The organism is Streptomyces sp. NPDC060031 (assembly GCF_042736805.1).
GTDB lineage: Bacteria > Actinomycetota > Actinomycetes > Streptomycetales > Streptomycetaceae > Streptomyces.
The window spans coordinates 111,027-133,088 of sequence record NZ_JBHWVM010000012.1; the positions used below are offsets into that span (position 1 = coordinate 111,027).

Annotated in this window: 23 protein-coding genes; 12 read left to right on the top strand and 11 right to left on the bottom strand. The window is 75.0% G+C overall.

Going from position 1 to position 22,062, the window contains the following annotated elements; translation table 11 throughout:
* Positions 1–201 precede the first annotated feature (201 nt).
* From ACFWB8_RS07960 to ACFWB8_RS07975, 4 genes are read left to right on the top strand one after another with little or no spacing between them, the layout of a single operon-like run.
* A complete protein-coding gene (locus tag ACFWB8_RS07960; protein WP_385223631.1) occupies positions 202–1,800 on the top strand; it encodes an FAD-dependent monooxygenase in 1,599 nt (532 codons plus the stop codon).
* 32 nt (positions 1,801–1,832) lie between these two features.
* Complete coding sequence (locus tag ACFWB8_RS07965; protein WP_311318651.1) at positions 1,833–1,919, top strand: putative leader peptide; 87 nt, start codon at positions 1,833–1,835, stop codon at positions 1,917–1,919.
* Between the two features lie 57 nt (positions 1,920–1,976).
* A complete protein-coding gene (locus tag ACFWB8_RS07970) occupies positions 1,977–2,531 on the top strand; it encodes a cysteine dioxygenase (RefSeq protein ID WP_385223632.1) in 555 nt (184 codons plus the stop codon).
* Positions 2,528–2,920 (top strand): rhodanese-like domain-containing protein, encoded by a 393-nt coding sequence (locus tag ACFWB8_RS07975; protein ID WP_385223633.1) that lies wholly within the window; start codon positions 2,528–2,530, stop codon positions 2,918–2,920. The genes ACFWB8_RS07970 and ACFWB8_RS07975 overlap by 4 nt, the downstream gene beginning before the upstream one ends.
* Before the next feature lie 55 nt (positions 2,921–2,975).
* Here ACFWB8_RS07975 and ACFWB8_RS07980 read toward each other — a convergent pair whose 3' ends face one another.
* From ACFWB8_RS07980 to recA, 4 genes are all read right to left on the bottom strand, one after another.
* Entirely contained in the window at positions 2,976–3,530 is a 555-nt protein-coding gene (locus ACFWB8_RS07980; RefSeq protein ID WP_385223634.1) for an FtsX-like permease family protein, read from the bottom strand.
* Entirely contained in the window at positions 3,521–3,760 is a 240-nt protein-coding gene (locus ACFWB8_RS07985) for a hypothetical protein (RefSeq protein WP_385223635.1), read from the bottom strand. The genes ACFWB8_RS07980 and ACFWB8_RS07985 overlap by 10 nt, the downstream gene beginning before the upstream one ends.
* Before the next feature lie 170 nt (positions 3,761–3,930).
* Positions 3,931–4,479 carry a recombination regulator RecX gene (gene recX, locus ACFWB8_RS07990; RefSeq protein ID WP_385223636.1) on the bottom strand — a complete coding sequence of 183 codons (549 nt, stop codon included), beginning with the start codon at positions 4,477–4,479 and terminating at the stop codon, positions 3,931–3,933.
* A gap of 3 nt (positions 4,480–4,482) precedes the next feature.
* On the bottom strand, positions 4,483–5,604 hold the full coding sequence (gene recA / locus ACFWB8_RS07995) for a recombinase RecA (RefSeq protein WP_385223637.1): 1,122 nt from the start codon (positions 5,602–5,604) through the stop codon (positions 4,483–4,485).
* Positions 5,605–5,978: 374 nt separating this feature from the next.
* Between recA and ACFWB8_RS08000 the strand changes: the two genes are divergently transcribed.
* On the top strand, positions 5,979–6,311 hold the full coding sequence (locus tag ACFWB8_RS08000) for a hypothetical protein (RefSeq protein WP_385223638.1): 333 nt from the start codon (positions 5,979–5,981) through the stop codon (positions 6,309–6,311).
* 65 nt (positions 6,312–6,376) lie between these two features.
* Here ACFWB8_RS08000 and ACFWB8_RS08005 read toward each other — a convergent pair whose 3' ends face one another.
* On the bottom strand, positions 6,377–6,970 hold the full coding sequence (locus ACFWB8_RS08005) for an MBL fold metallo-hydrolase (protein ID WP_385223655.1): 594 nt from the start codon (positions 6,968–6,970) through the stop codon (positions 6,377–6,379).
* Positions 6,971–7,172: 202 nt separating this feature from the next.
* On the opposite strand from ACFWB8_RS08005, the gene ACFWB8_RS08010 reads away from it, so the two are divergent.
* Positions 7,173–8,081 (top strand): GlxA family transcriptional regulator, encoded by a 909-nt coding sequence (locus ACFWB8_RS08010; RefSeq protein ID WP_385223656.1) that lies wholly within the window; start codon positions 7,173–7,175, stop codon positions 8,079–8,081.
* Between the two features lie 49 nt (positions 8,082–8,130).
* Positions 8,131–9,081: a TIGR04222 domain-containing membrane protein gene (locus ACFWB8_RS08015; protein WP_385223639.1), complete on the top strand. Its 951-nt coding sequence runs from the start codon at positions 8,131–8,133 to the stop codon at positions 9,079–9,081.
* A 4-nt stretch (positions 9,082–9,085) separates the two neighbouring features.
* Here ACFWB8_RS08015 and ACFWB8_RS08020 read toward each other — a convergent pair whose 3' ends face one another.
* Positions 9,086–9,628, bottom strand: coding sequence for an HPP family protein (locus ACFWB8_RS08020; RefSeq protein ID WP_385223640.1), 543 nt, complete (start codon positions 9,626–9,628; stop codon positions 9,086–9,088).
* A gap of 101 nt (positions 9,629–9,729) precedes the next feature.
* Here ACFWB8_RS08020 and ACFWB8_RS08025 point away from each other — a divergent pair, with 101 nt between their 5' ends.
* The gene (locus ACFWB8_RS08025; RefSeq protein WP_385223641.1) at positions 9,730–10,479 is read left to right on the top strand and encodes a Clp protease N-terminal domain-containing protein; all 750 of its coding nucleotides are present in this window, start codon (positions 9,730–9,732) and stop codon (positions 10,477–10,479) included.
* On the opposite strand, the gene ACFWB8_RS08030 is transcribed toward ACFWB8_RS08025, so the two are convergent.
* Together ACFWB8_RS08030 and ACFWB8_RS08035 are read right to left on the bottom strand one after the other, a co-directional pair.
* A complete protein-coding gene (locus ACFWB8_RS08030; RefSeq protein ID WP_385223642.1) occupies positions 10,439–11,533 on the bottom strand; it encodes an AI-2E family transporter in 1,095 nt (364 codons plus the stop codon). The genes ACFWB8_RS08025 and ACFWB8_RS08030 overlap by 41 nt on opposite strands.
* Positions 11,534–11,848: 315 nt before the next feature.
* Positions 11,849–12,043 carry a DUF3046 domain-containing protein gene (locus ACFWB8_RS08035; protein ID WP_385223643.1) on the bottom strand — a complete coding sequence of 65 codons (195 nt, stop codon included), beginning with the start codon at positions 12,041–12,043 and terminating at the stop codon, positions 11,849–11,851.
* Positions 12,044–12,123: 80 nt separating this feature from the next.
* Between ACFWB8_RS08035 and ACFWB8_RS08040 the strand changes: the two genes are divergently transcribed.
* Positions 12,124–13,140 (top strand): hypothetical protein, encoded by a 1,017-nt coding sequence (locus ACFWB8_RS08040; RefSeq protein WP_385223644.1) that lies wholly within the window; start codon positions 12,124–12,126, stop codon positions 13,138–13,140.
* Here the strand turns inward: ACFWB8_RS08040 and ACFWB8_RS08045 are convergent.
* The 3 genes from ACFWB8_RS08045 to ACFWB8_RS08055 all read right to left on the bottom strand — a co-directional run bounded on the left by ACFWB8_RS08045 (position 13,109) and on the right by ACFWB8_RS08055 (position 15,139).
* The gene (locus ACFWB8_RS08045; RefSeq protein WP_385223645.1) at positions 13,109–13,417 is read right to left on the bottom strand and encodes an AzlD domain-containing protein; all 309 of its coding nucleotides are present in this window, start codon (positions 13,415–13,417) and stop codon (positions 13,109–13,111) included. The two genes, ACFWB8_RS08040 and ACFWB8_RS08045, sit on opposite strands and share 32 nt — an antisense overlap.
* A complete protein-coding gene (locus ACFWB8_RS08050; protein WP_385223646.1) occupies positions 13,414–14,115 on the bottom strand; it encodes an AzlC family ABC transporter permease in 702 nt (233 codons plus the stop codon). Before ACFWB8_RS08050 ends, ACFWB8_RS08045 begins: the two co-directional genes overlap by 4 nt.
* Positions 14,116–14,305: 190 nt before the next feature.
* Positions 14,306–15,139 carry an AraC family transcriptional regulator gene (locus ACFWB8_RS08055; RefSeq protein WP_385223647.1) on the bottom strand — a complete coding sequence of 278 codons (834 nt, stop codon included), beginning with the start codon at positions 15,137–15,139 and terminating at the stop codon, positions 14,306–14,308.
* Positions 15,140–15,219: 80 nt separating this feature from the next.
* Here ACFWB8_RS08055 and ACFWB8_RS08060 point away from each other — a divergent pair, with 80 nt between their 5' ends.
* The 3 genes from ACFWB8_RS08060 to ACFWB8_RS08070 all read left to right on the top strand — a co-directional run bounded on the left by ACFWB8_RS08060 (position 15,220) and on the right by ACFWB8_RS08070 (position 21,694).
* On the top strand, positions 15,220–19,809 hold the full coding sequence (locus ACFWB8_RS08060; protein WP_385223648.1) for an ATP-dependent helicase: 4,590 nt from the start codon (positions 15,220–15,222) through the stop codon (positions 19,807–19,809).
* Between the two features lie 197 nt (positions 19,810–20,006).
* Positions 20,007–20,837, top strand: a complete 831-nt coding sequence (locus tag ACFWB8_RS08065) for a DNA-formamidopyrimidine glycosylase family protein (protein ID WP_385223649.1) — start codon at positions 20,007–20,009, stop codon at positions 20,835–20,837.
* Positions 20,838–20,911: 74 nt separating this feature from the next.
* A complete protein-coding gene (locus ACFWB8_RS08070) occupies positions 20,912–21,694 on the top strand; it encodes an SDR family NAD(P)-dependent oxidoreductase (RefSeq protein ID WP_385223650.1) in 783 nt (260 codons plus the stop codon).
* Positions 21,695–22,062 lie beyond the last annotated feature (368 nt).

The window sequence follows — 22,062 nt, forward strand, 5'->3', positions numbered from 1 at the left end:
TCTCTGGTGGGGGGCGCGGCCACCCCCGCCGCCGTGCCCGCGCTCTGACTTTTGCACATACCCGGCGGGTTCCGGGGGGCGGCGGGCCACCCCCCCCCCCCCCACCACACAGCCTTGTCCGGACCGGCGTCACTTGACGCAGGCACCTCCAGTGGGTTGCATACGTTCTGTGATCACATACCGGACATCGGGAGCCGCATCATGGACCCGGTGATCGTCGTCGGCGCGGGGCCCGTCGGACTGTCCATGTCCCTCGCCCTGGCCGGCCAGGGCGTGCCCTGCGTCGTGCTCGACGAAGGGCCCGGCAAGGACGAGCCCCGGACCGCCCGTACCGTCGTCCTGCACGCCGACACCGCCACCATGGCCCACCGGCTGGGCTGTACGACCCTGCGGTACGAGAGCGCGTACTTCGCCGCCTGGCGCACGATGCGGCGCGGGCGCGACTCCCAGCGGATCACCTTCGAGGACGGGCCCGCCCCCCTCCACCTGCCCCAGCACGCCCTGACGCGCGGGCTGCGCGACGCGGCCCTCGTCCACCCTCTGATCCAGCTCGTCACCGACAGCAAGCTCGACTCCCTGGAACAGGACGGCCACTGCGTCACCGTCCACACCCGCGGCGCCGAGACCACCTGGTGGCGCGGGAGTTACCTGGTCGGCTGCGACGGGGCCCGCTCCACCGTGCGCAAGCTCCTCGGCATCCGCTTCCCCGGCCGCACCGCGGTGGAGCGGCACGCCGTGGCCGCGCTGCGCACCGAACTGCCCTGGCCCGGCGAGGCCCTGCTGCACCGCGGCCAGGCGGGGGGCGTCGGCGAGGTCACCGCCCGGCCGCTGCCCGACGGCGTCTGGCGGCTGGACTGGCTGCTCGCGCCGCGGGGGGAGCTCGTCACCCCCGACGCGCTGGTCAACCTCATCCGCGACACCCTCGGGCTGTGGTGCGGGGGCACGACTCCCCCGTACGACCTCCTCGACACCGGCGTCCACACCCTGCACCACCGGCTCGCCCGGCGCTGGCGCGACGGCCGCGCCTTCCTCGCCGGGGACGCGGCGCACCTGCTGGGCGCGCTCGGGACCCAGGGCGTCGAGGAGGGGCTCCGGGACGCGGAGAACCTCGCCTGGAAGCTGGCCCTCGCCTGGCACCAGGGAGCCTCCGAGGCCCTGCTCGACAGCTACGAGGACGAGCGCCGCAGGGCGGTGGCGGCCCGGCTGCGCGCCGCCGACCAGGCGATGCCCGCACTGCGCGCCGGCGGGGGCCTGCGCACGTACCTGCCCGGAGCCGCCCGTTCCGGGGAACTCCTGATCACCGACGGGCACTTGGGCCGCGGTCCGCTGGGCGCCGAGCCGACCTACGCGCCGCCCGTGGCCGTACGCGAGGTCCCGACGGCCACCGAGCCGGGCGGCCCGGTGGCGAACGTCCCGGTGACCGCGCCCGACGGCTCGACCGTGCCCCTGCGCGACCAGCTGGGGCGGGGCCGGCTGCTGGTCGTCCTCGTCGCCCCCGGCACCGGCGTCTGGGACCGGCGGCACTGGCTGGGCGCCGGCCTGATGCCCCGGCTCGCGGCGGCCGTCAGCGCGCTCCCGGCCCGGGCGGAACTGCTGGTCGCGGACGGCTACCCGGGGGCCCCCGCGCACACCGTGCTCCTCGTACGGCCGGACGGGCACCTGGCCGCGACCTTCGCGGGGGTCCGCCCGGCGGAGCTCTACGAGGCCGCGGACGCCGTACGGCACGGCCCTCCGCTGGGAGCCCTCCCGGGGGCGGCGACGCCCGCACCGAAGCCGGCACCTGCACCGGTGATCGATTGACCCTCCAGCCGAGTCGTGGTTCCCTAGCGGACATGACCGGCAACGACGTGCGCCTGTGGCGGAGGGTCCACATGGACCTGCTCCGCTACGCGGGCTGCGTGTGTCGCCCTTCCTGCTGATTCGCCTCCCTCCGCGCTCCGCGCGCACTTTCGCGAACCCCCAGGACGGTCCACTCCATGTCTGCACCCACGCACGCCCCTGCGCCCGCGGCCCCAGCGCCCGCTCCTGCGCCCTCGGCCCCCGTCACGGCGGCCGAACTCCTCGCCTTCACCCGGCGCGTGGCCTCCGACGCCGAGCTCATCGCCTCGCTCCCCCTCGACCCGGAGGGCCGGACCTGGATCCGGCTGGACGGGCCCGGCGGCAGTGAGGCCTGGCTGATCGGCTGGCCCCCGGGCACCGGGACCGGCTGGCACGACCACGCCGAGTCGCGGGGCGCGTTCACCACCGCGCGGGGGCGCCTGACCGAGCGCTCCCTCGCCGCCCGCCTCCCCTCGGAGGGCTGGCAGTCCCTGGAGCTGGCCCCCGACCTGGACCGCACCCGCAGCCTGGACGCGGGCACCGGCCGGGCCTTCGGCGAGCACCACGTGCACGAGGTGCTGAACGAGTCCCCGTCCGAACACGCGGTCTCGGTGCACGCGTACCACCCGCCGCTCCCGCTGATCCGCCGCTACAGCCGCACCGGCCCGGTGCTCAGGCTGGAGCACGTCGAGCGCCCGGCGGACTGGCAGTGAGCGCCCCGATCGGCATCGACGACCTGCTGGAGCGGATCCGGGCCGGCTACACCCGCCTGGCCGCGGAGCAGGCCGAGGCGGCCTCCCGGGCGGGTGCGCTGCTGGTGGACATCCGCTACCAGGCGCTGCGCGAGCGCGACGGCCTGATCCCGGGCGCGCTGGTCATCGAGCGCAACGAGTTGGAGTGGCGACTCGACCCGCAGGGCTCGCACCGCGTCCCGCAGGCCACGAGCCACGACATCCAGGTGGTGGTGATCTGCAACGAGGGCTACGCCTCCTCCCTGGCCGCGGCCTCCCTCCACGCCCTGGGCCTGCACAACGCCACGGACCTGGTGGGCGGCTTCCAGGCCTGGAAGTCCGCCAGCCTCCCGACGACCGGGGCTTCCTGACACACGGGCCCGGGGTACGGAGCAGCGCTCCGTACCCCGGGCCCATTACCTGCCCCTATGCCTTCGACGTCGCCACGTCCACCGGAGGTACCCGCAGCGCGACCCGCCCCGGCAGGGCGGTCGCCGTCAGGACCAGCAGCCCCGCCACCCCCACGACCAGCGCGTACGCGACCGGCATCACCGCCGGTGCGGCCGGGCCCGTCATCCCGACGCTGAAGGCGGTGAGGACGGCCGGCGCGATCCCCGAGCCCGGTACGGTCCCCATCAGCAGTACCGACACCGCCTCGGCGCGCAGCATCCCCCGCACCTGCCGCCGTGTCGCCCCGGCGGCCTGCCGCTCGGGACGCGCCCGGTCCGCGTCGTGCGCGCTCAGCACCCGAACGCCCGGGAAGCCCCGCACCGCGTCCGTCAACTGCTCGCGCCCGGTGCCCGGTTCGGCCGCCACCAGCACGTTGGCGGCCAGCGGGTGGTCCACGTGCGCGGCGACCAGCGCGTGCGGCAGCGTCAGGTCCCCGAGGCCCGCCAGGCTCCCGCCGGTCACGGCCGGGTCCCACGTCCGGGTCAGGCCGGCCGGGGTCACGCCCTGCGCGGCGTACTTGGTCAGCCCCACCCGCACCGAGGGGTGTGCACGATCTCGGTGGCCGCGGTGACCCCGGGGGTCCGGCGGATCGCTTCGGCGGCGCTGGAGCTCACCCCGGGCCCCTGCCCGGCCAGCGCCCAGTCGGCCGTGACTCCCTGGCGGGCCTGCGCCCGGGCCGCGTCCCCGAGCGTCGGCGTGGCGAAGAGCACGGCGCAGGTCATCCCGATCAGCGGGGCGATCGGGGTGACGGCGGAGGCCATCCGGGTGGCGTTGCCGCGCAGGTTGGCGGTGGCCGGGTGGCCGCCCGTACCGGCCAGCCGCAGCGGCCCGGCGAGCAGCGCGGCGGCGCCGCGTACGACCAGCGGGCTTCCGCTGCCCCACCTTCCACTGCACCGCCTTCCGCTGCCCCGCCCTGGTCACCGGTCACCGGTCACCCCAGGTCGTCGGTGTCCTCGCCCTCCGCCTCCAGGGCGCGGCGGACCACGCGCAGAGCCATGCCCTCCGGGTATCCCTTGCGGGCGAGCATTCCGGCGAGGCGTCGGATCCGCTTCTCCCGCTCCAGGCCCCGGGTGGCGCGGAGCTTGCGCTCAACGAGCTCCCGGGCGGTCTGCTCCTCCTGCTCGGAGTCCAGCTGTTCCAGGGCCTCCTCCACGAGGGTGGCGTGCACCCCCTTGGTGCGCAGCTCCTGCGCGAGGGCCCGGCGGGCCAGGCCCCGGCCGCGGTGGCGGGACTCGACCCAGGCCCCGGCGAACGCGGCGTCGTCGATCAGGCCCACCTCCTCGTACCGGGAGAGGACCTCCTGCGACACCTCCTCGGGGATGCCCCGCTTGTGCAGGGCGTCCGCGAGCTGCCGCCGGGTACGCGGCATCCCGGTGAGCAGGCGCAGACAGATCGCCCGCGCCTGCTCCTCGGGACTCTGGGGCGGCAGCTCCTGGCGGCCTTCACGGCCGCCTCCGCCGCCCCTCTCCTGCTCCCGCACGGGTCAGCTCTTGGCCACGGCGGCCTTGGCCGTCGTCTTGGCCTTCGACGCGGGGGCGGGCACGGCGGCGGGCACGGCGTCTGCGCCCGCCGTCTCGGCACCGGCCTCGGCGGCTGCCGCGGCATCCTTGCGGACACCCACGCCCAGCTTCTCCTTGATCTTCCGCTCGATCTCGTCGGAGAGGGCGGGGTTGTCGCAGAGGAACTTCCGCGCGTTCTCCTTGCCCTGGCCGAGCTGGTCGCCCTCGTACGTGTACCAGGCGCCGGCCTTGCGCACGAAGCCGTGCTCGACGCCCATGTCGATCAGGCCGCCCTCGCGGCTGATGCCGTGGCCGTAGAGGATGTCGAACTCGGCCTGCTTGAAGGGCGGCGCGACCTTGTTCTTGACGACCTTGACGCGGGTGCGGTTGCCGACCGCGTCCGTGCCGTCCTTGAGGGTCTCGATGCGGCGGATGTCGAGGCGCACCGAAGCGTAGAACTTCAGCGCGCGGCCACCGGTGGTGGTCTCCGGCGAGCCGAACATCACACCGATCTTCTCGCGGAGCTGGTTGATGAAGATCGCGGTGGTCTTGGACTGGTTGAGCGCACCGGTGATCTTCCGGAGCGCCTGGCTCATCAGGCGGGCCTGGAGACCCACGTGCGAGTCGCCCATCTCGCCCTCGATCTCCGCGCGCGGCACGAGCGCCGCGACGGAGTCGATGACGATGAGGTCGAGCGCGCCGGAGCGGACGAGCATGTCCACGATCTCGAGCGCCTGCTCGCCGGTGTCCGGCTGGGACAGGATGAGGTTGTCGGTGTCTACGCCGAGGGCCTTCGCGTACTCGGGGTCGAGCGCGTGCTCGGCGTCCACGAAGGCGACGGTGCCGCCGGCCTTCTGCGCGTTGGCCACGGCGTGCAGGGTCAGGGTCGTCTTACCGGAGGACTCCGGCCCGTACACCTCGACCACACGGCCGCGGGGGAGCCCGCCGACGCCGAGGGCGATGTCCAGTGCGGTCGACCCGGTGGGGATGACGTCGATGGGGTCGTTCGGCTTGTCGCCGAGACGCATCACCGCGCCCTTGCCGAATTGCCGTTCAATCTGTGCGAGCGCGGCGTCGAGAGCCTTCTCGCGGTCGGTGCCTGCCATGGGTTCCACCCGGTTTGCTTGAGTCGATCGCTTCACGCCATTGACGCTAACGCCTGCCACTGACAATGCGCTCCCACGCCCGGTTCGGCTGTGCATAACCCATAAGAATGCGTGTTCGATTTTCCTGTCAAGCGCGCCCCACCCACCCCACGCGGGTGGCAGGTGCTCCGGCCCCCGGTCGCACCGAGGAAGGGGCGGGGTGACGATGGGTAGGCGGTCCCCGCTCTCGGTTTGAGTCCCCGGCCCCCGTCAGGGGCCGGCCTCCCGCTCGCCGCGCGTCGCCAGGGCCGTCAGTGCCGGACGGTACCGGCGGCTGCCCGGGGAGCCGGGCGTGCGGCCCGCGGCCTCCCGTTTCCTCCCGGTTAGGAAAACTCATGAACCGGCGCGCACGTCTGCTTGTCCTCAGCCCCCTCGTGGCGGCCTCCTTCGTGGCTGCCCCCACCGCCCTCGCGGCGGTCCCCCAGTCCTCACCGGCCGCGGTCCCGACCGCGACCTGTTCGGTCTCCGGCATCCTCGACAACGGAAAGGTGCACCTCTCCGGCGGCGGCTTCACCCCGGGCCCGGCCTACATATACGGGTCGGCCGGCTTCGGAGGGACGGTCGACATCGCCCAGAACGGCGGCTTCCAGGTCATGAACGTGCCGCCCGCCGACTACACGGTCCGCCAGGGCGGCGAACTGACCGAGTGCAGCGGCTTCAACAACTAGCCCGCGACTCCGGTCTGGAGCGCTGGTGGCCTGCCTACGGCATCGGTCTACCGCTGGCGCCGCGGCTAGCGCGGGGCCCTGTCGTCGGCCGGGAACGGGGCGCCGTGGCCCGGGACGATCAGGGTCGCGGCGGCCAGGACCCGGAGTCGGGAGGCGCGCAGGACCTCGCGGTCCGGGGCCACCGGGTCGTCCGCCGGGCCCTCCGCGTGCCACCACAGGTCGCCGGCGAACGCCACCACGCCCGCGTCCGTGCCCGCCAGCAGCGTGATGTCCTCGGCGCTGTGCCCCGGGGTGCGGATCAGCCGTAGCGACGGGGTGAGCTCGTAGCCCTCCGCATCGCGGTTGCGCCACTGGTCGCCCCGGTACTCCACCTTGTGGTCGTGGACCCGGGCCCGGCCGAACAGGCCCACGTTCATGGTGTTGTCCGGGTGGTGGTGGCTGAGCACCACGTCGGTGATGTCGTCGGGGCCGAGGCCCAGTTCGGCCAGCGGACCGAGGATGTCCTCTCGGCTCGCCACCATGCCCGGATCGAAGATCACGTGCCGGCCGGCGTCGGAGACGTAGGAGACGGTGGCGGCCACTCCGGGGCCGGTGGAGCCGACGTAGCCGGTGGTCAGGACCTTGTACACGGCGCTGCGGCCGAGCGGTGCGTCGGTCAGGCCGTCGGCCGTGCCGTCTGTCGTGCGGGCTGCCGTGCCGTCTGTCGTGCGGGTCGTTGTCATGTCCTCAATCCTCGTGGGCGGGGCGGCCGTTCACGAGTGGCACTGCTGCCGCTGATCGCAGGATTCGTGCCAGCCGTGGCAGACTGCACGCGTGCCGCCCTTCCCGACCGTCGCCGCCTACGCCCCGCCCGGAGTCGGCATGCTCGCCGTCGGCATCGTCACCGAGGTCTTCGGCCCGCACGGGCAGGGGCTGCCGGGCTTCGACTTCGCCCTGTGCACCGACCGGCCCGGGCCGGTCCCCACCGACCTCGGCGTGCCGCTCACGATCGCGCACGGCCTGGACCGGCTGGCCGCCGCCGATCTCGTCATCGCCCTGCCGTGGGCCGGCTTCCGCACACCCCCCGGCCCCGCCGTGCTCGACGCGCTGGCGGCCGCGTACGAGCGGGGCGCGCTGGTCGCGGCCCACTGCGTCGGCACCTTCGCGCTCGCCGCCGCCGGGCTGCTCGACGGCCGCCGGGCCACCACCCACTGGCGGTTCGCCGAACTGCTGGCCCGCCGCCACCCGGCCGTCAGCGTCGAGCCCGACGCGCTGTACGTCGACGAGGGGCGGATCACCACGGGCGCGGGGGCCGCCGCGGGCTTCGACCTGTGTCTGCACCTGCTGCGGCGGGAGTACGGAGCCGCGATGGCCAACGCCGTCGCGCGGGACATGGTGCTGCCGTCGCACCGGGACGGCGGCCAGGCCCAGTACCTCGCCGCCCCCGTCCCCGAGGACTGCCAGGACGAGCGCCTCGCCGAGGTGCTGGACTGGGCCCGCGCGCACCTCCACGAGCCGCTTCCCGTCGCGGAACTGGCCCGCCGCGCCGTCATGAGCAAACGTTCCTTCGCCCGCCGTTTCGCCGCCGCGACCGGCACCACCCCGCACGCCTGGCTCCGGGGCCTGCGGCTGAGCAGCGCCGAGGAGCTCCTGGAGACCACCGACCTGCCGGTCGAGGAGATCGCCCGCCGGGTGGGCTACGGGAGCGCGGCCGTCCTGCGCGAACAGTTCGTACGCCGCCGGGGAGTGCCGCCCCGTTCCTACCGCCGCTCCTTCGCGCGGACGCCGTAGGTCGCGTCCGGCCATTGCCCCGCCCGGGGACGGCCGCCAGACTCGGGGCGTGTGGGTCTTCATCTTCGCGGGGGCGGGCGCGCCGCTGCTGGGCGCCAGTCTCGCCCGGGTGCGGCTGTACCGGCGCCTCTACCCCCGGGACCGTCCGGACCGTCCGGACCGGCGGGCCGACAGCGGGCCGCTCGCCCTGTACGAGGCCGCGTACCTGGACCGCGGCCGGCGCGGGGTCGCCGAGGTGGCCCTCTGCGCGCTGTACCTGGGCGGGCGCCTGACGGTCGGCGACGACGACGGCCGGGTCACCGCGGTCCGGCGCGGCAGCAGTGGACCACCGGGCGACCCCGCCCCTGAGACCGCACCCGAACCCGAACCCGACCCCCACCCCGAACCCGATCCCCACCCCGACCCCGTCCAAGCGGCCGCACTCGCCCTGCTGGCCGGTACCCCACACCCGCACGCGCGGGAGTTCGAGGCCCGGGTCGCCGACTGCCCCGCCGCCGTCGAAGTCGAGCGGACGCTGGTCGGGCGCGGACTTGCGGTGGACCCCCGGCGGCGCGGCCGGACCGAGAACGCCGAACTGGGCCAGACCGCGTGCCTGCTGGTCGCGGTCCTGGCGACCGTCGCGGCGTGCGTCGCGGACTCCGCCACCGGGCAGGGCACGGGCCTGCGCCCGTTCCTCGCGTTCACGGCGCTCGGCGTGGTGACGGGCCTGCTCAGCCTGCTCGCGGGGCCGGTCCTCCCCCACCGCCACGCGACCGCCGCCGGGCTCCGCCGGGGACGCGAGGCCGCCGCCGACGGTACGCGGGCCCCGCCGCTGCCGCCCGGGACCCCCGCAGCGGCCCGGTACGCCCTGACCGCCGTCGCCCGCAACGGGCTCGGCTCCGCCGCCGCCCACGGCCTGGCCCCCCTCGCGGCCCACCTCCGCCCCCGCCCCGCACCCCGGCCGGAGCCCCCCGCCCTCCACGAACCCCCGAGCGTCGCCGGCTGCGGCGCGGGCCTCTGACGGGTCACCACCAGTACGCCGGGTACGCCACCGCACCCCGCCGCGTCCGGGACGCCGCCATCCCGGCCAGCACCAGCACCAGCGCCGCCCCCGTGAGCAGCGGTACGAAGACCCGCGCGTCCGGAGCCTGGAGGACCACCACCACGGTGGTCGCGGCCGCCGGGGAATGCGGGGTCCGGGCAAGGGTCATCACGACGACGGCCACGCCCGCCCCGAGGGCCGCCGCCCACGCGGCGCCGCCCAGCGCCGCCAGCACCAGGTAGCCGACCGCCGCGCACAGCAGGTGCCCGCCGATGACGCTGCGCGGCTGGGCCAGCGGGAGCGCGGGCACCCCGTACACGATCGCCGCGCTGGCCGCGATGGGCGGGACCAGCACCGGCTCGTGGAGCAGCGCGCCGACGCCGACCAGGGTCAGCAGGGCCGCGGCCGCGACGCCCCCGCTGTGCAGGGCGGTGATCCGGGCGGGCGGGGCGGGTGCGGGAGCGCGCCCGCGCAGGACGCGCGTACGCGGCCGGGGCCCCGGCCGGGTGATCTCGTCGACACTCATGGGCCCCAGGTGTACGAACCGCACACATCCGCCGCCTATATCCACTCCGACTGACAACCCAAGGTTGACACCCTGGGGACTGTCAACCTAGGGTTGCACCTATGACGAACCCTTCCGTGGAACCCGTTCGCATGACCAACCCGGTACGCCTCGACGACCTCATCGAGGCCATCAAGAAGGTCCACACCGACACCCTGGAGCAGCTCAGCGACGCCGTCGTCGCCGCCGAGCACCTCGGTGAGGTCGCCGACCACCTCATCGGCCACTTCGTCGACCAGGCCCGCCGCTCCGGCGCCTCCTGGACCGACATCGGCCGCAGCATGGGCGTCACCCGCCAGGCCGCCCAGAAGCGCTTCGTCCCCAAGGCGGACAAGGAGGGCGACCCCGGCCTCGACCCCGACCAGGGCTTCGGCCGCTTCACCCCCCGCGCCCGCAACGTGGTCATGACCTCGCAGAACGAGGCCCGCGCCGCCGGCGGCACCGAGATCCGCACCGGTCACCTGATCCTCGGCCTGCTGGCCGAGCCCGAGGGCCTCGCCGCCCTCGCCCTGGCCGCCCAGGGGATCACCGCCGAGGACGTACGGGCCGCCGTGACCGCCACGCTCCCCCCGGCCGCCGCCGAGGTCCCCGACCTCATCCCCTTCGACGCCTCCGCGAAGAAGGTCCTCGAACTCACCTTCCGCGAGGCCCTGCGCCTGGGCCACGGCTACGTCGGCACCGAGCACATCCTGCTCGGCATCCTCGAACTCGAGGACGGCGACGGGCTGCTGACCGGCCTCGGAGTGGCCAAAGAGACCGTCGAGGCGTCGGTCACCGAAGCCTTGGCAGCCGTACTCGGCGCCGAGGGGTAGCACCGGATGCCTCCTCGGCCGCCGCGCCCGTGAGCTCGTACCGCTTCACGTACGCGCCGAGGAAGGCCTGCAGCGTGGCGACGGCCGGGATCGCGATGAGCGCCCCGACCGCGCCCAGCAGGGCGGTGCCCGCGATGACCGACCCGAAGGCCACCGCCGGATGGATGTCGACGGTCTTCGATGTCAGCTTGGGCTGCAGCACGTAGTTCTCGAACTGCTGGTAGATCACCACGAATCCGAGCACGTACAGCGCGTACCAGGGGTTGACCGTGAAGGCGATCAGCATCGGCAGCGCGCCCGCCAGGTAGGTGCCGATGGTGGGGATGAACTGCGACACCAGCCCCACCCACACCGCGAGCGCGGGCGCGTACGGCACATCGAGGATCACGAAGACGATGTAGTGCGCGATGCCGGAGATCAGCGCCATCAGCCCGCGCGAGTAGAGGTACCCGCCCGTCTTGGCGACGGCGATCTCCCATGCCCGCAGCACCTCCGACTGCTTCGCGGGCGGCAGTACGGAGCACAGTGCGCGCCGCAGCCGCGGCCCGTCGGCGGCGAAGTAGAAGGAGAACAGCCCGATCGTCAGCAGCTTGAAGAGCCCGCCCAGCACGGTGGCGGACACGTCGAGCACGCCGCTCGCGCTGTTCTGCACGTACTTCTGCAGCCAGTCGGAGTGCAGCATGCTGTCCTGGATCTCCAGCCGGGACAGCTCGGTGTGGAAGGTCCTGTTGATCGAGTCGATCACCGAGTCGAGCGTGTGCGGGAAGCCCTCCACCATGTCGACGATCTGTCCGGCGAGCATCGAGCCGAGCAGGGTGAGGAAGCCGGCGGTCGCGACGAACACCGCGAGGAACACCAGGAAGGTGGCGAGCCCGCGGCGCATGCCGCGGGCCGCCATCCTGGCCACGGCCGGTTCGATCGCGAGCGCGAGGAAGAACGCGATCAGGATGTTGGTGAGAAACCCGATGAGCTGGTGGAAGGCCCAGCTGCCGAGCTGGAAGCAGGCGATCAGCGCCAGGACGAGGACCACCGCACGCGGCAGCCAGCGCGGCATCCGCGCCTCGTTCCCCGCGGTGGTGCCGGGCGGCGTCCCCCCGGGTCCGGCCGGAGCTCCTGGGCCGGTGGGGCAAGCAGGGCCGGTGGCCCCGGTGGCCCCTGGGCGGTCGGCGGCCCCTGCCGTGTCGAACGGCCGGGGCGGCGGAGGCGCGCCATGGGCGTCTGCGGGCTGGTCGGTCGTGTCTTCGGTGGCTGCCACGCCGCCAAGTCTGGCCCACCGGCGGCCCGGACGGCGAAGCAGTGGCTCAAGCCCTGCCCGGACAGGGCCCTTACCGCACGGCGGCGCTCCCCCACGGCCCCGGCCCGGCCCCGGTCAGCGCAGCGAACTCGGGACGTCCATCGCCGAACACACCGCGCGCCACACGTCCTTGGCCTCCCAGCCCGCGTCCAGCGCCTCGTGGACGGTGCGTCCCCCGAGCTCCGTCATGACGTGGTCCCGCGCGAAGGATTCCGCGTAGCCCGCGCCGAAGTGCTCGGCCATACGCTCCCAGAAAATCGTCAACCGCATGCCCCCAGTATCCCGCCCCGGAGAGTGCACCCGCCCCGTTCCTCCTGCGTGGGCGCACCACGGGCCCCTACGTTTCTCGCATGCCTGGAGACGAAGCTCCCCCACCGGCCGCGCCGGCCCCGCTGGCCCGCGCCGAGCAGTTCATCTGGCTCACAGCCCGGGTGCTGGAGCAGCGGCGGTTCGCGTTCCACTTCCTCGGCGGGGACGCCGACCCGGTGGACACCGCCCTCGGCGCGTACCTGGGCGGCGACGGCGGCTACGGGCACGCGCTCGACCCCGACCTGCGCGGACCGCTGAGCCAGCCCCTGCACACCGCGCACGCCCTGCGCATCCTGGACAGCCTGGGCCGCTGCGCCGGTCAGCGCGTCGAGAGGCTCTGCCGCCACCTCACCCGGGTCTCCACCGCGGACGGCGCCCTGCCCGTGGTCTTCCCGGCCCCGCGCGGCTATCCCGCGGCCCCGTACCACCCCGTGCACGACGACCCGCCGAGCGAACTGCTGACCACCGGCCCGGTCGTCGGGGTGCTGCACCGCAACCGGGTCTGGCACGCGTGGCTGTTCCGGGCGACGGACTTCTGCTGGGACCGGGTCGAGAACCTGCGCCGCTCCCATCCGTACGAGGTCCAGAGCGCGGTGGCCTTTCTCGACGGCGTCCCCGACCGGGCGCGCGCGGCGGCGGCCGCTGACCGGCTGGGGCGGCTGGTGCGCGAGCAGCGCCTGGCCGTGCTGGAGCCGGGCCGGCGCGAGGAGCACGCGGTGTCCGCCGGCTACGCGCCCGGCGAGCACCTCTTCCCGCACGATTTCGCGCGGCGGCCCGAATCCCTGGCCCGCGGCTGGTTCACGGACGCGGAGCTGGGCCGTTCCCTGGACTTCCTGGCCGCGGAGCAGCAGCCGGACGGCGGCTGGCCGGTGCGCCGCCGGGCCTGGGCGCCGGGCAGCTCGCTGGAGCGGCGGCCGATCGCCACGCTGGAGGCGCTGCTGACCCTGCGGGCGTACGGGCGCCTGCCGGCCGGAGCCGTGGCTGCCGGGACCGGCTGCGCCGCCGGGCCCGCCGGCGCAGCCGGGGTCAGCCCCCCAGGGCCCGTACCCCAGCGGTGACCACGACGGCGGCAGCGACCACGAGCAGGAACGGCGCCCGCAGCAGCAGCGCGACCCCGGCGGCGGCGAGCCCGGCGGCGCGGGCGTCGAGGACGAGCTCGTGCCCGGTGCTGAAGGTCTGCTGCGCGGTGAGCGCGGCGAGCAGGGCGACCGGCAGCAGCGCGGAGAGCTTGCGCACCACGGGCCGTTCCAGCGCCCCGGCGGGCACGAGCAGCCCGGCGAGCTTGACGGCGTAGCAGCCGAGGACGGTGATGGCGATGGCGATCCAGACGTTCACGAGCGGCGTCCCTTCATCCACAGCACGACGGGCGCGGCCAGCGCGGCGATCAGCACCGGCACCCCGGCGGGCAGCACGGGCAGGAATCCCAGCCCCAGGACCAGCGCGAGCCCGGCCACGGCCCGCTCGGTGGTGGTCTTCAGCATCGGCGCGAGCAGCGCGAGGAAGACGGCCGGCCCGGCGGCGTCGAGCCCCCACGCGGCGGTGTCCCCGATGGCTTCGGCGCCGAGCGCGCCCAGCAGGGTGGTCAGGTTCCACAGGACGTAGAGGCTCAGCCCGGTGACGGTGAAGCCGAGCCGGGCCGACTTCCGGTCGGGCTGGGCGAGGGCCACGGCGGTGGTCTCGTCGATCACCCAGTGCGCGGCGAAGGGCCGCACGGCGCGGGGCAGCGCGAGCAGCTGCGACAGCCTCAGCCCGTAGAAGGCGTTGCGGGTCCCGAGGAAGAAGGCCCCGGCGGCGGCGGTGAACGGATTCCCGCCCGCCGCCAGGGCCCCGACCAGCGCGAACTGCGAGGCGCCGGTGAAGACCAGCAGGCTCAGCACGCAGGCCTGTAGCGCACTGACCCCCGACCCGGCGGCGGTCACCCCGAACGCGAAACCGGACAGCCCGACGGCCACCCCGACCCCGAGCGCGTCCCGCACGACGGCAGCCCGCGGCCGCCCGGCGGCGGCCCCGTCGGGGGCCTCCTGTATCACCATCTGATGTTCTCCCACGCCCCGAACGTACGCAGGACGGGGCGGCCGGGTCTTGTACGTTCTTGCGCGCGTACGTTCTTGCGCGCGTACGTTCTTGCGCGCGTACGTTCTTGCGCGCGTACGTTCTTGCGCGCGTACGTTCTTGCGCGCGGCGGCGCCTCGGTGGGGCGGGGCCCAGGTCGAAAGAGAAGGCCTAGCCGGCCCGCTCCCGCCGGTAGGCGCCCGGCGGGACGCCCACGATGCGGGTGAAGTGCCTGTTCAGGTGCGGCTGGTCGGTGAAGCCGACGGCGACGGCCGCCTCCGCGGGCGCGGTGCCCGTGGCCAGGAGCCGGCGCGCCCGCCGGACCCGGGCGTCGGTCAGCCAGGTGTGCGGCGGCATCCCGTACCGCTCCCTGAAGGCCCGCAGCAGCGCGAACGGGCTGGTCCCCAGCTCCGCCGCGAGCCGCTCCAGCGACGGCGGCGCGGCCATCCGCTCCTCCAGTACGGCCCGGGCCCGCTCGGCGTCGGCGGCGCCCGCGCGCCGTGTCGTACGGGCGGGCAGCGGGCCCGCGTGCCGGCTCAGCATCCGCGCCACCACGCCCCGCAGCAGCGTGTCGGCGGCCAGCGCGTTCCCGGCCTCGGCGGCGCGGTGGACCTCGGCGATGGCCCGCGCGCCCTGCGGGTCGGCGACCATGTCGGCGGTGAAGCCGGGGGTCCCGCGCGGGGCGCCGATCTCGGCGGCGACCTCGGCGATCAGGTCCCGGGAGGGGTAGAGGGTGGCGTACGCCCAGCCCTCGGGGGCGCCGGCGCGCGCGGTGTGCGGCACCTCGGGGTTGATCAGGACCACGCTGCCGGGCCCGGCCCGCACGGTGGTGCCGGGGAGACCGATCTCCTCGATGCCGCCGGTGACGGCCGCGATGACGTACCCGTCGTGCGCGTGGCGCGGGAAGGTGTGGCGTACGTAATGGGCGCGCAGCAGGTCCAGTCCGGGCAGCTGTGCGTACTGCCAGTGCCGCGCCCACTCCCGGCGTCCCTCGTCCGTCCCCATCCCCCCATTCTGCGCCCCGCCCGGCAGGGGCGTTCTCGCAGTTCCGGCCGGTTGTCAGTGGCCGGGTGCACGATGGGGGCATGTCCGGTACCGCGCTCGACTCCTTCTCCCCCGCGACCCGCTCCTGGTTCACGGGGGCCTTCGACAGGCCCACCGCCGCGCAGGAGGGCGCCTGGCGGGCGATCGGGCAGGGCTCGGACGTGCTCGTCGTGGCGCCCACCGGCTCCGGCAAGACCCTGGCCGCCTTCCTGGCCGCCCTCGACCAGCTGGCCTCGACCCCGCCGCCCGCGGAGCCGAAGAAGCGCTGCCGGGTGCTGTACGTATCGCCCCTCAAGGCGCTGGCGGTGGACGTGGAGCGCAATCTGCGCAGCCCGCTGACCGGCATCCGGCAGGAGTCGGTGCGCCTCGGGCAACCGGAGCCCGAGATCCGGGTCGGGATCCGCTCCGGTGACACCCCGCCCGCCGAGCGCCGGGCGCTGTCCACGCGCCCGCCGGACATCCTGATCACCACTCCCGAGTCGCTGTTCCTGATGCTGACCTCGGCCGCGCGCGAGGCCCTCTCGGGCATCGAGACGGTGATCCTGGACGAGGTGCACGCGGTCGCCGGGACCAAGCGCGGCGCCCACCTGGCCCTCTCCCTGGAGCGGCTGGACGAGCTGCTGCCTCGCCCGGCCCGCCGGATCGGACTGTCGGCGACGGTCCGACCCGTCGACGAGGTGGCCCGGTACCTCGCGCCCCGCGGCAAGGTGGAGATCGTCCAGCCGCCGTCGACCAAGGAGTTCGACCTGTCGGTGGTCGTCCCGGTGCAGGACATGGGCGAGTTGGGCGGCTCCCCGGCCACCGAGGGCCGCGAGGGCGGCGACAAGCCCTCCATCTGGCCGCATGTGGAGGAGCGGATCGCGGACCTGGTGCAGTCCCACCGCTCCACCATCGTGTTCGCCAACTCCCGCCGGCTCGCGGAGCGGCTCTGCAACCGGCTCAACGAGATCGCGTACGAGCGGGCCATGGGCGAGAAACTCCCCGAGGGTGCGCCTCCGGCCGAGATCATGGCCCAGTCCGGCGCGGCTCAAGGCGCCCCGCCGCTGCTGGCCCGCGCCCACCACGGCTCGGTGTCCAAGGAGCAGCGGGCGCTGGTGGAGGAGGACCTGAAGGCGGGCCGGCTGCCCGCCGTGGTCGCCACCTCCAGTCTCGAACTGGGCATCGACATGGGCGCGGTGGACCTCGTGGTCCAGGTGGAGTCCCCGCCCTCGGTGGCCTCCGGGCTCCAGCGCGTGGGCCGCGCCGGGCACCAGGTGGGCGCGGTCTCCACCGGTGTGGTCTTCCCCAAGTACCGGGGCGACCTCGTCCAGGCGGCCGTGGTCACCGAGCGGATGCGCACCGGCTCGATCGAGTCCCTGCGGATCCCCTCCAACCCCCTCGACGTCCTCGCCCAGCAGCTCGTCGCCATGACCGCCATGGACACCTGGCAGCTGGACGACCTCCTCGCGCTGGTCCGGCGGGCGGCGCCCTTCGCCGCGCTGCCGGAGTCGGCGTTCACGGCGGTGCTCGACATGCTCGCGGGCCGCTACCCGTCGGACGCGTTCGCCGAGCTCAGACCCCGGGTGGTGTGGGACCGCGTGGCCGGCACGATCACCGGCCGGCCGGGCGCCCAGCGCCTCGCGGTCACCTCCGGCGGCACCATCCCCGACCGCGGGCTGTTCGGCGTCTTCCTCGCCGGCTCCGACCCGAAGAAGGGCGGCGGCCGGGTCGGCGAGCTGGACGAGGAGATGGTCTACGAGTCCCGCGTGGGCGACGTGTTCACCCTGGGCACCACCTCCTGGCGCATCGAGGACATCACCCGCGACCGGGTCCTGGTCACCCCCGCCCCCGGAGTCCCGGGCCGGCTGCCGTTCTGGAAGGGCGACCAGCTGGGCCGCCCGCTCGAACTGGGCCGCGCGGTCGGCGCGTTCCTGCGCGAACTCGGCGGCCTCTCCGAGGAGGACGGCCGGCTGCGCCTGCTGGCGGCGGGCCTCGACGCCTGGGCCGCGGAGAACGTACTGGCGTACCTCACCGAGCAGCGCGAGGCCTGCGGGCACGTCCCGGACGACCGGACGATCGTGGTCGAGCGGTTCCGCGACGAGCTCGGAGACTGGCGGGTCGTGGTCCACTCCCCCTTCGGCGCCCAGGTGCACGCCCCGTGGGCGCTGGCGCTGAGCGCCCGGCTCTCCGAGAAGTACGGCATGGACGCGCAGGTGATGCACGCCGATGACGGCATCGTGCTGCGCCTGCCGGATGCGGACCTGCTCTCCATGGACCTCCTCGACCATGACCCCGCCCACACGGCCACCTTCGAGTTCGACGACGAACAGGCCCCGCTGGGCGCGGCGGACGTCGCCTTCGACCACGGCGAGATCAACCAGATCGTCACCGACCAGGTGGGCGGCTCCGCGCTGTTCGCCTCCCGCTTCCGCGAGTGCGCCGCCCGCGCCCTGCTGCTGCCGCGCCGCAATCCGGGCAAGCGCACCCCGCTGTGGCAGCAGCGCCAGCGCGCCTCCCAGCTCCTCCAGGTGGCCTCGGAGTTCGGCTCGTTCCCGATCGTGCTGGAAGCCGTACGGGAATGCCTCCAGGACGTCTTCGACGTGCCCGGCCTGACCGAGCTGATGGGCGACATCGAGGCGCGCCGGGTCCGCCTCGTCGAGGTCACCACCGCGGAGCCCTCCCCGTTCGCCCGCTCCCTCCTCTTCGGTTACGTCGCCCAGTTCCTCTACGAGGGCGACTCGCCGCTCGCCGAGCGCAGGGCGGCGGCCCTCTCCCTGGACTCCCGGCTGCTGGCCGAACTGCTCGGCCAGGCGGAGCTGCGCGAGCTGCTCGACGCGCAGGTGCTGGAGGAGCTGGAGCGGGAGCTCCAGTGGCTGACCGAGGACCGCCGGGCCAAGGACGCCGAGTCGGTGGCCGACCTGCTGCGTCTGCTGGGCCCGCTGACCCCCGGGGAGCTGGCCGCGCGCGGCGCGGAGCCGTCCTGGGCCGAGGCGCTGGCCGACGCCCGCCGGGCCGTCCGGGTCCGGATCGGCGGGCTCGACCACTGGGCGGCGATCGAGGACGCGGGCCGGCTGCGGGACGCGCTGGGCACCGCCCTGCCCGTGGGGGTCCCGGAGGCGTTCACCGAGCCGGTCAAGGACCCGCTGGGCGACCTCCTCGCCCGGTACGCGCGCACCCACGGGCCGTTCACCACGACCGCCGTCGCCACCCGCTTCGGCCTGGGCACGGCGGTGACGGACGGGGCGCTGCACCGGCTGGCGGCGGCCGGGCGGGTGGTCCAGGGCGAGTTCCATCCGGCGGGCATCGGCCAGGAGTGGTGCGACACGACGGTGCTGCGCAGGCTGCGCCGCCGCTCGCTGGCCGCGCTGCGCCAGGAGCTGGAGCCGGTCCCGCCGACCTCGCTGGCCACCTTCCTCCCGCAGTGGCAGCACCTGGGCGGGGCGCTGCGCGGCATCGACGGCCTGGCCCGCGCGGTCGAGCAGCTCCAGGGCGCGCCGGTGCCGGCCTCGGCGCTGGAGCGCCTGATCCTCCCCTCCCGGGTCGCCGGCTACTCCCCGAACCTGCTGGACGAGCTCACCACCTCCGGCGAGGTGGTCTGGGCCGGCGCGGGGGCCCTGCCGGGCAAGGACGGCTGGGTCTCCCTCTACCTGGCGGACGCGGCCCCGCTGCTGCTGCCCCCGGCGCACCCGCTGGAGCTGAGCCCGCTCCACCGGGCGGTGCTGGATTCCCTCGCGGGCGGCTACGGCCTGTTCTTCCGCCAGATCACCGAGTTCGTGCGCGCCCTCCACCCGGAGAGCTCCGAACTGGACCTGTCCTCGGCCCTGTGGGACCTGGCCTGGTCGGGGCGTCTGACGAACGACACCCTGTCCCCGCTGCGCTCCCTGCTCGGCTCGGGCCGCACCGCGGGCGCCACCGCGCACCGCGCCAGGCGCACGATCCCCCGCGGCCGCTACGGCACGCTCAGCACGACCGTCTCGCGTACCGGGCCGCCCACGGTCGCCGGGCGGTGGTCGCTGCTCCCGTCCCCGGCCCCGGACCCGACCCACCGGGCGCACGCGCTGGCCCGTACCCTGCTGGACCGCCACGGCGTCGTCACCCGCGGGGCCGTGGCGGCCGAAGGGGTCGAGGGCGGCTTCAGCGCGGTCTACCGGATCCTCTCCGCGTTCGAGGACAGCGGCCAGGCCCGCCGCGGCTACGTGGTCGAGGGGCTGGGCGCGGCGCAGTTCGCGATGGACGGCGCGGTGGACCGGCTCCGCGCCGCCGAGCGGACCCCACCCCCGCTGGCGGCCGTGGTCCTGGCGGCCGCCGACCCGGCGAACGCGTACGGCGCGGCCCTGCCCTGGCCGGAGCCCCCGACGGGCGCTTCCCACAAGCCGGGCCGCAAGGCGGGCTCGCTGGTCGTCCTGGTCGACGGCGAGCTCACCCTGTACCTGGAGCGCGGCGGCAAGACCCTCCTGGCCTGGCCCGAGGCGGACGACCCCCGCCTGACGGCCGCCGTGACGGCCCTGGCCACCGCCTCCCGCGCAGGCACCCTCCCCGCCCTCACGGTGGAACGCATCAACGCCGCCGCCTCCCTGACGTCCCCCCTGGGCCGAACCTTGGAATCCGCCGGCTTCCACGCCACCCCCAGAGGCCTCCGCCTGCGCCCCTGACCCCGCCGGCGTGAATCAGCCTCGCCGGCATTTTGAGGCGCGGGGGTCCGGGGGGCCGGCCCCCGGCAACGGCGCCGCACAGGCAGGGGTCCGGGGCGGAGCCCCGGGGAAACGGCGAAAGGGCGGGGCGGGGACCGCCTCCGCGCAGCGCTCCCCGGCCGCTGCCCCGTCGGCCCCGCCCGGGCGACAATGACGGCATGCCCGAAGGAGACAGCGTCTGGCGCGCAGCGGCCCGGCTCCACGCCGCCCTGGCGGGCCACCGCCTCACCCGCTCAGACCTCCGCACCCCGCGCCTCGCCACGGTCGACCTCACCACCCGCACCACCCTCAACGTCGTCCCCCGCGGCAAACACCTCCTCGCCCGCTTCACCGCCGCCGACGACGCCACCGGCACCACCTCCGCCGCCGAGGGACTCACCCTCCACAGCCACCTCCGCATGGACGGCGCCTGGCACGTCTTCCCCGCGGGAGCGAAGTGGCACGGCGGCCCCGCCCACGAGATCCGCGCCATCCTCGGCACCGAGACGCACACCGCCGTCGGCTACCGCCTCCCCGTCCTGGAACTGATCCGCACCGCCGACGAGGCCAAGGTCGTCGGCCACCTCGGCCCCGACCTGCTCGGCCCGGACTGGGACCCCGAAACGGCCGCGGCCAATCTCGCCGCCACCCCCGAGCGCCCGCTCGGTGAGGCCCTCCTCGACCAGCGCAACCTCGCCGGGATCGGCAACATCTACAAGTGCGAGCTCTGCTTCCTCGCCCAGGTCACCCCCTGGACCCCCGTCGGCGCGCTCCCGCAGACCGCGCTCCCGCGCCTGGCCGCCGCCGCTCACCGCCTGCTCGCCGCGAACATCGGCGGCCCGTACCCCCGCCGCAACACCACCGGCAGCCGCCGCCGCGGCCAGGACCTCTTCGTCTACGGCCGCGTCCACCGCCCCTGCCTGCGCTGCGGCACCCCCGTCCGCGAGGCTCCCCAGGACGCCCGGCCCGCGTACTGGTGCCCCCGCTGCCAGTCCGGCCCGACGCCGTAGCCCGCGGCGGCACTCCGCGGCCCACAGCCACCCACCCGTTGACGGTCCGTCAGATACGGCCGTACGGTCCCGCCATGCCCACACCCACCGCGACACCCGCCGCCGCGTACGACCTCACCGGCCGCACCGCCCTCGTCACCGGCGCCGCCAGCGGCATCGGCCGCGCCACCGCCGCACTCCTCGCCGAAGCCGGCGCGCACGTGCACTGCGCCGACCGCGACGAGCAGGGCCTCGCCGAAACGGCCGCCCTGATCGCCAAGGCCGGCGGCGCCGCCACCGTCCACACCGTCGACGTGACCGACCGGGCCGGGATCAGGGAAGCCGTCACGGCGGCCGGCCCGCTCGACATCGCCGCCGCCATAGCCGGGGTCATGCACACCAGCAGCGTGCTGGAGACGGCGGACGAGGACCTCGACCGAATCCTCGACATCAACTTCAAGGGGGTGCTGCGCACCTGCCAGGAGGCCGCCCGCTCCATGATCGCCGCAGGCCGCCCCGGTTCGATCGTCACCATGGCCTCGGGCGCCGTGGACGCCGCCCAGCCCGGCCTGCTCTGCTACAGCGCCGCGAAGGCCGCCGTCGTCCAGTTGACGAAGACCCTCGCCACCGAGGCCGGACCGCACGGCATCCGCGTCAACGCGGTCGCACCGGGCTGGATCCGCACCCCGATGACCGGCCGCCACGGCCCCGAGGTCCAGGAGCAGACGGAGGCGGCGATGACCCGGATGTCCCCACTGCGCCGGGTCGGCGAGCCCGAGGACATCGCCCAGGCCGTGTTCTACCTGGCCTCGGACGCCTCGTCCTTCATGACGGGCCAGATCCTTCGCCCGAACGGTGGAGTGTCGATGCCCTGGTAGCCGCTGCCCCGGCGCCCCCCGCACCCGCCCCCCGCCACCTGCCGCCCGACCGCGCCCCCGACCGCGCCGGCGGCCCCGGCCTGCAGTGCACCGGCAGCAGGCCCAGCCCCCACCCGCCGACCGCCACGGCGCCCTCCACGGGCCCGGAGTCCGCGGGCTCCAGCACGAGCCGCAGCACGGCCCACCACCACAGGACCCCCACCGCCAGGGCGAGGGCCAGGCCCGCAGGCATACGTATCAACCGCCGCACGGCCACCTCCAGGGGCCGGGTACCCGGACTGGCCCATCCTCCCGCACCCCCTCGGCCCCCGCACCCAGAACCCGCCCGCAACGGCCGGGAGCCCCGGCCGGTGCATCACGCACCTGTC

Coding starts and splice junctions, on each gene's coding strand:
- ACFWB8_RS07960 (WP_385223631.1), top strand. CDS start 202: ATGGACCCGGTGATCGTCGTCGGCGCGGGGCCCGTCGGACTGTCCATG.
- ACFWB8_RS07965 (WP_311318651.1), top strand. CDS start 1,833: ATGACCGGCAACGACGTGCGCCTGTGGCGGAGGGTCCACATGGACCTG.
- ACFWB8_RS07970 (WP_385223632.1), top strand. CDS start 1,977: ATGTCTGCACCCACGCACGCCCCTGCGCCCGCGGCCCCAGCGCCCGCT.
- ACFWB8_RS07985 (WP_385223635.1), bottom strand. CDS start 3,760: ATGGCCTCCGCCGTCACCCCGATCGCCCCGCTGATCGGGATGACCTGC.
- recA (WP_385223637.1), bottom strand. CDS start 5,604: ATGGCAGGCACCGACCGCGAGAAGGCTCTCGACGCCGCGCTCGCACAG.
- ACFWB8_RS08000 (WP_385223638.1), top strand. CDS start 5,979: ATGAACCGGCGCGCACGTCTGCTTGTCCTCAGCCCCCTCGTGGCGGCC.
- ACFWB8_RS08010 (WP_385223656.1), top strand. CDS start 7,173: ATGCTCGCCGTCGGCATCGTCACCGAGGTCTTCGGCCCGCACGGGCAG.
- ACFWB8_RS08020 (WP_385223640.1), bottom strand. CDS start 9,628: ATGAGTGTCGACGAGATCACCCGGCCGGGGCCCCGGCCGCGTACGCGC.
- ACFWB8_RS08025 (WP_385223641.1), top strand. CDS start 9,730: ATGACGAACCCTTCCGTGGAACCCGTTCGCATGACCAACCCGGTACGC.
- ACFWB8_RS08030 (WP_385223642.1), bottom strand. CDS start 11,533: ATGCCGCGCTGGCTGCCGCGTGCGGTGGTCCTCGTCCTGGCGCTGATC.
- ACFWB8_RS08035 (WP_385223643.1), bottom strand. CDS start 12,043: ATGCGGTTGACGATTTTCTGGGAGCGTATGGCCGAGCACTTCGGCGCG.
- ACFWB8_RS08040 (WP_385223644.1), top strand. CDS start 12,124: ATGCCTGGAGACGAAGCTCCCCCACCGGCCGCGCCGGCCCCGCTGGCC.
- ACFWB8_RS08050 (WP_385223646.1), bottom strand. CDS start 14,115: ATGGTGATACAGGAGGCCCCCGACGGGGCCGCCGCCGGGCGGCCGCGG.
- ACFWB8_RS08055 (WP_385223647.1), bottom strand. CDS start 15,139: ATGGGGACGGACGAGGGACGCCGGGAGTGGGCGCGGCACTGGCAGTAC.
- ACFWB8_RS08060 (WP_385223648.1), top strand. CDS start 15,220: ATGTCCGGTACCGCGCTCGACTCCTTCTCCCCCGCGACCCGCTCCTGG.
- ACFWB8_RS08065 (WP_385223649.1), top strand. CDS start 20,007: ATGCCCGAAGGAGACAGCGTCTGGCGCGCAGCGGCCCGGCTCCACGCC.
- ACFWB8_RS08070 (WP_385223650.1), top strand. CDS start 20,912: ATGCCCACACCCACCGCGACACCCGCCGCCGCGTACGACCTCACCGGC.